Source organism: Stenotrophomonas sp. HMWF003, assembly GCF_003061285.1.
Classification (GTDB): domain Bacteria; phylum Pseudomonadota; class Gammaproteobacteria; order Xanthomonadales; family Xanthomonadaceae; genus Stenotrophomonas; species Stenotrophomonas maltophilia_AP.
Genome location: NZ_QAIW01000125.1, coordinates 1205 through 7809, shown reverse-complemented (window position 1 = coordinate 7809; position 6605 = coordinate 1205). Strand labels below are relative to the sequence as shown.

The following is a 6605-nucleotide window of genomic DNA, read 5'->3' as shown; positions in this document are numbered from 1 at the left end:
CGCACGCCGCTGCTGCGCGCCGCTTCATCCACGGCCGCGAGCAGCGCCGCACCGGCCAGCGGTTGCCCCGCCACCGGAATCACCACGCTGCCGCGCGCGAACGTCTGCTCGCCGTCGGCGGTGGCAGCGGTGAACGGCTGGAACGCGGCGCGGGTCAGCAGGCCACGTGCCTGCAGTGCATACAACGCGCGGCTGGCGTTGTAGTCGCGCCAGTCCAGCACATAGGCGTAGCCGGCCTGCCCGCCCACCACGCCGCCCTGGGCCGGGGCGACTGCGGTCACGCGCGCGCCACCGCCGATGCGGCTGCGGCTGCCGGCAAACGCCACGCCGTAGGCCGGTGCGATCGCATAGGAGGTGCTGCCGTAGAACACGTCACCCTTGATCGGCGGCGTGTCGGCAAAGATCGAATGGACCAGCCGGAACTGCGGCTGCGCGGTGGGCACCACGTAGGCGCTGCCGGGCTCGAAGCGCTGGCCATCCACGGTCACGGCGGTGCTCAATGCTTCCACGGTGATCTGGTGCTGCAGCAGCAGGTCCAGCAGTTTGGCGGTCAGCCCGGGATCGTGCGCGTCGCCGAACACGAATGCCTTCACCGGCTGCTGGCCGGCCTGCTTCAGCGCCGATTGGAAGAAGTCCTTCTGCAGCTTGAGCAGGCCATCGCGCTCGGTTACCGCGCCGCGGATGGTGCCCAGCCCGGTGGCCACCTGGTTGCGGATGGTGAAGGGGAAGGTCAACGGTCCGTTCACCGATTCCTGCACGCGACCACGCGAACTGGCCTGTTCGACGGTGACGCCGACTGCGCCGTGGAAGTCCGGGTAGGTGGAGCCGTACACCGGCGAGAAGTTGTCGAAGTTTTCGCCGGTGTAGTACAGCGACCCCAAGGCGTCCAGTGCCTGGGCGTGGTACTTGGCCAGGGTCTTGTTGAACGCGTAGGACGAGGCCGGCAACAGCGGGCTGTGCATGCTCGCCGGCGACGGCTCGAAGTAGTAGGTGCTGTCCTTGCCCATCTCGTGGAAGTCGATCTGGACGTTGGGATACCAGCGGTGGAAGTAGGCGATCTTCGGCCGCGTGTCCTGCTGGGTCAGGGCCAGCCAGTCGCGGTTGAGGTCGGTGAAGTAATGGTTGGTGCGGCCCTGCGGGAACGGTTCCACATGTTCCTTGTCGGCCGGGTCGGCCGAGGCCGGCGAGGAGGCATAGGCGTTGTGCCAGCTGGCCGCGCGGTCGCGCCCGTCCGGGTTCTGCGCCGGGTCGAACAGCACCACCGCCTGCTGCAGCCACTGCGCGGTGTCGGCGCTGCGGCTGGCCACCAGGTAGTAGGCGGTGAGCAAGGCGGCTTCGCCGCTGGAGGTTTCATTGCCGTGCACGCTGTAGCCCAGCCACACCACCACCGGGCTGTTGCCGGCCGCACTCAGCGGCTGCGCCGGATCGGCCAGGGTGACGTGCTGGCGGCGCAGCATTTCCAGCTGCTGCTGGTTCTGCGCCGAGGTCACCGTGGCGATCACCAGCGGGCGGCCCTCGTAGCTGCTGCCGATCTGCTCGACCTTGATCTTGTCCGAGTGCTTGGCCAGTTCGTTGAAGTAGGCCACCAGCTGGTCGTGCCGCGTGTAGCGGCTGCCGATCTCGTAACCGAGGAACTGCTGCGGGGTGGGAATGGACGGATCGAACTCGCCGCCCTGCGGGAAGAAGTACGCGCTCTGCGCGAACGCTGGCGCGGCCAGCAACCACAACGCGCCCACCAGCCAGGTGATGGGACGTGACACGACACGATGCAAAGACACAGCAGTTCCCCATGAAGCGGGCCGGCATCTCCGCCGGCCCCGATGGATGCGCACGCTCCGGTGCAGCCAGGTGCCGGGCCGGCGCGAAGGCGACCGGCCCGCAGGTTCAGAAGCGGTAGTCGAAGCCCACCGTGAAGTAGCGCCCGCGCAGGTCGTACTGGCTGAAGTCGTACGGTGCGCGGATGCCCGGGAAGGACGCGTCGTACGGCGGTTCCTCGTCGGCCAGGTTCTGGATCTTGGCGTACAGGGTCAGCTTTTCCACGCCGGTGTAGGCCAGGTACAGATCGAACTGGCTGTACGCATCCACGCGGTCCTGTACGGCGGTGGCCGCGGCGCTGGCCTTCTGGTCGTAGCCGCTGGTGTAGTACCAGGTCAGCGCGGTGCGGAAATCGCCGTAGCTCCAGTCGAAGGTGGTGGTGGCCTTGTTCTTGGGCAGGGTCGCGCCGAGGTTGCTGCCGGCGTAGTCGACCAGCGGGCCACCGACCACGGTCGGGCGGCTGTAGTTGCGCACGTGGGTGAAGGCGCTGCTGAGCGCGAAGTCGCCGGCGCGTTCGGTCGGGAAGCGCTGGCGCAGTTCCACGTCGATGCCGGAGGTCTTCAGCTCGCTCAGGTTCTGGTAGCGGTTGTATACCGCCAGCAGCTTGCCGCGCTCATCGCGCAGCACCGCGCCGGGCACGTTGTCGGTGACCAGGGTCTGGGTGTTGTTGGTGCCCACCAGGTTCTCCAGCTCGATGCGGTAGTAGTCCACGCTCAGGCTGGTGTTGGACCACGGCGAAAGCACGATGCCGGCATTGAAGCTCTTGGTGCGCTCGGGCTTGAGGTCGTTGTTGCCCACGGTGAAGAAGGTCGGGTTCTGCCGCGAGCCCGGCACGTCCGGATCACGTGGGTCGATCACGCTGCCGTAGGCGATGCTGGTGCTGTTGGAATTCTCCGACAGCGACGGTGCGCGGAAGCCCTTGGAGGCGGCCGCACGCACCAGCAGGATGTCCCACGGCTGCCAGCGCAGGCTCAGCTTGGGCGAGAATGCATCGCCGAAGTCGCTGTAGTGGTCGGCGCGCGCGGCCGCCTGCAGCTCCAGGCGCTCGGCCAGCGGCACGTTGACTTCGGCATAGGCCGCCGTGACCTTGCGCTCGCCGTGCACTTCGGCGATGGCCGGGCGGATCTGCAGGCCGGCATCGATCTGCCACGGGTTGTTGGAATCGAGCTTCTCGCGGCGCCATTCGGCACCCGCGGCGAAGCCGATCTCACCGGCCCAGGTGTGGCCCAGCGCGCCGGAGATCTTCGCATCCACGCCCTGCAGCACCGACTCGGCCGGGCGCAGCGTGCTGATGTTGATCGCGTTGAGCACCTCCGGCGCTGTCGCCGCCGGGTTGAGCAGGTTGTAGCTGCCGTTGGCCAGTGCGGTGGCCAGTGCGTAACGGTTGGCGAAGCCGCCGGACACCGTTTCGCGCTCGCTGCTGCGTGCGCCGAACGCGCCCACTTCCCAGTCCCAGTTCTGCAGGCTGCCGCGCAGCCCGACCAGGCCGCGGTAGGCCTGCGACCGGTTGGTCTTGATGGTCGGGCCAAGGTTGAAGAAGGTGTACTCGATCGGCACGGCGCGGCCGTACGGGTTGTACGGGCTGCTCGCCGGCAGGTTGGACGACACCGGTTCGGCCAGGCCGGTATCGGCGTTGAGCGCGAAACGGCCGCTTTCCAAAGTGAAGAACGGACTGCTGCCGAACCAGGACACGCCCTTGATGTCGCTGTAGAGCACTTCACCGAACGCCTCGACGCTGTCGTTCACCCGGAAGGTGCCGTTGACGTAGGCCTGATAGCGCTTGGTGGACGGAATCAGCGTGGTGTACGGGGCCTGGTTGAAGCCGCAGGTGTTGCCGGCCAGGCCATCGATCGGCGCGCTCGCCACCAGCGTGGAGCCCTCGGGGCAATTGCCGTTGGCGTCGAGCATCGGCACCGAGGTGCCGTTGATGAGGTAGCGCGCGCCCTTGGCCGACCAGCCGTTCCAGCGGCCGCCGGGCTTGTCGGTGTAGATGCCGGACTTGGTGAGGTCGCGCTGGTCCTGGTCCAGGCGTTCGCGGTTGTAGCCTTCCAGGCTGACCAGGATGTTGTAGCCGTCGGCGTCGAGGTCACCGATGCCGCCGATGAACTTCAGGTTCTGCTCGTCCAACCCGCCCTGGTCGGCGGTGCCGAGGCTGCCACCGAGTTCGGCGCCCTGGAAATTCTGCCGGGTGATGATGTTGACCACGCCGGCCACCGCGTCCGAGCCGTACACCGCCGAGGCGCCGTCCTTGAGCACTTCGATGCGTTCCACGGCCACCAGCGGCAGCGCGTTGAGGTTGACGAAGGTGTCCGACAGGCCGCCAGCCGGGAAGCCGTAGTTGGCCAGGCGGCGCCCGTTGAGCAGCACCAGCGTGTTCTTCTGCGACAGGCCGCGCAGGCCGATGCCGGCCGAACCGGACGCCCAGCCGTTGTTGGTGGTCTCGTTGTTGGCGTTGCCGGTGTTGGCCGAGATCGAGCGCAGCAGGTCGGCGACGGTGGCCTTGCCGGTCTCCTCCAGCTGCTGGCGGTCGATCACCTGCACCGGATTGGCCGACTCGGTGTCGGTGCGCTTGATGTTGGAGCCGGTGACGCGCACGGCGGCAAGGGTCTTGCTGTCGCCGGCGGCGGTGGCATCGGTGGCGGTATCGGCAAACGCAGGCAAAGGCGTGGCCAGAGCAGCAGACAACGCTGCTACAAGAAGGGTGTGCTTGGGCATGAACTTCAGTGGGGTGGTGGACGACAAGTTCCGCAGTAATCCATGCCTGGCGATGAACCGGCCAATAACATCTCTTCATACGGATATAAGAGAAACTAACATCTCTTCATCCGGATGGATAGATTTTGTTGCATCTGCATCCATGCCCCGTCCCACGCCGGCCAGGGCCGACCGCTACAATGGCGGCATGGAAATCTTCAAAGTCTTTACCCTCGAAGCGGCCCACCGCCTGCCCAACGTGCCGCCGGGCCACAAGTGCGCGCGCCTGCACGGGCACTCGTTCCGGGTGGAACTGAAAGTGGAAGGCGAACCGGGCGAGCAGACCGGCTGGATCATGGACTTCGGCGACGTCAAAGCCGCCTTCCAGCCGATCTACGATCGCTTGGACCACCACTACCTCAACGACATCCCGGGCCTGGAGAATCCGACCAGCGAGCGCCTGGCGATCTGGATCTGGGACGAACTCAAGCCGGCCCTGCCGCAGCTGAGCGAAGTGACCGTCCACGAAACCTGCACCTCCGGCTGTCGCTACCGCGGCTGACCCGGCGGCGCGCGGGTGCACAGCGCGGTAGAGCCGACCGTTGGTCGGCTGCCGGCCAGTCATCGCAGCCCCCAACCAACGCAACTCATTGATTGGCAAAAGATTTAGCTGAAACCGGACCACAACTGGCAACAACATGTTGCAATGCAATATTTTCGGCGTATGCTGCATTGCATCAACGTTCTCGAGCCGTTCCCATGGCGTCCGCGTTCACCGATTCCTTCAGCGACTACACCCGCCAGCTGGCCGCCACGGCCACGCGTGCCAATCGGCTCGCGCTGGAAAATGCCGAAAGCATGTTCGGCGTGCAGTTGAAGACGCTGGAGAAGAACATCACCGCCACCAGCGGGTTCTTCGGTGAAATCGCGCAGTCACAGGAACCGGGCACGCTGCTGCCCAAGGGCGCGCAGCTGGCCCGTGACAACCTCGCCCGTTGGACCCATGCCCACCAGGAAGTGGTCGGGCTGGGGCTGAAGGCTTCGGAAGCCTTCAGCGAGCTGGTCCGGGGTCCGTTCGCGGACGCCACTACCAAGGCGGGCGCTGCCAGGCGCTGAGCCACACCCGCATCGAATTTGCGTGGGTCCCTCCCCCCACGCAATCCCAGACCCGACAGAACCCTCCCTCTGTCGGGTCTTTTTTTTGCGCAGCGTCCTGCTGTCCCGTCGCCAAAATGGCCCGTAATGCCGGGCTCTGCCCGGCAACGGATGGACGAATCGACCCCGCCCCGTAATACCGGGCTCTGCCCGGCAAGCACACCACCGCAACGCAGGGCAGCGGGGCAGAGCCCCGCTCTACGCGTGGGCCGCCTTGCCGGCCGCGATGGGCAGCGTGAACACGAACAGCGCGCCCTCGCGGCTGTCCATCAGGCGGATCTGCCGGTGGTGCAGCTGCAGGATGCGGTGCACGATCAACAAGCCCAACCCGCCGCTGTCCGGGCGTGCACTGCCCAGTGCCGGCGGCGTGCTGAACAACGACGCGCGGCGCTCGGGCGCGATGCCCGGGCCGGTATCGGCGATGGCCACCTGCACCTCGCCGTCCTGCGCGCGCAGCACTACCTCGATGCGACCGCCCTCGGGCGTATGCCGGATCGCGTTGTCGAGCAGGTTGGTCAGCACCCGCTCGATCAGCCCCAGGTCGGCCACGACCGCGGGCAGCCCGGGCGGAATGTCGGCGGTGAGCGTCTGCCGGCGTGCCTGCGCGGCCAGCTCGAACTTCTGGAACACGTCCTGGACCAGGTCGGGCAGCGAGAACGCCTGCAGGTCCAGGCTGACGCCGCCGTGCTCCAGCCGGGCCAGTTCGAACAGCGCCTGTGCCAGCGCGCCGACCTTGCGGCTCTGCGCCAGCGCGATGCCGAGGTAGCGCTGGCGTTCGTCGGCGCCCAGCGTGGCGTCCTTCAATGCCAGCGTTTCCAGGTAGCCATGCAGCGACGACAGCGGCGTGCGCAGGTCATGGGAGATGTTGGCCACCAGTTCGCGCCGCTGCAGGTCCTGTTCGCGCAGCTGCTGCCATTGTTCGCCCAGGCGCTGGCCCATGT

General features: G+C 66.9%; 5 protein-coding genes. 2 read left to right on the top strand and 3 right to left on the bottom strand.

Annotation, left to right across the window (positions count from 1 at the left end; genetic code table 11):
- Both DBR34_RS04885 and DBR34_RS04880 read right to left on the bottom strand, forming a co-directional pair.
- A partial coding sequence (locus tag DBR34_RS04885) for a M14 family zinc carboxypeptidase (protein WP_258223668.1) occupies positions 1–1760 on the bottom strand: 1760 nt, incomplete at its 3' end.
- Between the two features lie 124 nt (positions 1761–1884).
- Complete coding sequence (locus DBR34_RS04880; RefSeq protein ID WP_128095933.1) at positions 1885–4530, bottom strand: TonB-dependent receptor; 2646 nt, start codon at positions 4528–4530, stop codon at positions 1885–1887.
- Positions 4531–4717: 187 nt separating this feature from the next.
- On the opposite strand from DBR34_RS04880, the gene queD reads away from it, so the two are divergent.
- Positions 4718–5071, top strand: coding sequence for a 6-carboxytetrahydropterin synthase QueD (gene queD, locus DBR34_RS04875; protein ID WP_128095932.1), 354 nt, complete (start codon positions 4718–4720; stop codon positions 5069–5071).
- A 197-nt stretch (positions 5072–5268) separates the two neighbouring features.
- Entirely contained in the window at positions 5269–5625 is a 357-nt protein-coding gene (locus tag DBR34_RS04870) for a phasin family protein (protein ID WP_128095931.1), read from the top strand.
- 237 nt (positions 5626–5862) lie between these two features.
- On the opposite strand, the gene DBR34_RS04865 is transcribed toward DBR34_RS04870, so the two are convergent.
- Positions 5863–6605 (bottom strand): HAMP domain-containing sensor histidine kinase (locus DBR34_RS04865; RefSeq protein ID WP_258223666.1); only part of this gene is annotated, 743 nt, incomplete at its 5' end.

Excerpts from the sequence above, each read along its gene's own strand:
- DBR34_RS04880 (WP_128095933.1), bottom strand. The coding sequence starts at position 4,530 with ATGCCCAAGCACACCCTTCTTGTAGCAGCGTTGTCTGCTGCTCTGGCC.
- queD (WP_128095932.1), top strand. The coding sequence starts at position 4,718 with ATGGAAATCTTCAAAGTCTTTACCCTCGAAGCGGCCCACCGCCTGCCC.
- DBR34_RS04870 (WP_128095931.1), top strand. The coding sequence starts at position 5,269 with ATGGCGTCCGCGTTCACCGATTCCTTCAGCGACTACACCCGCCAGCTG.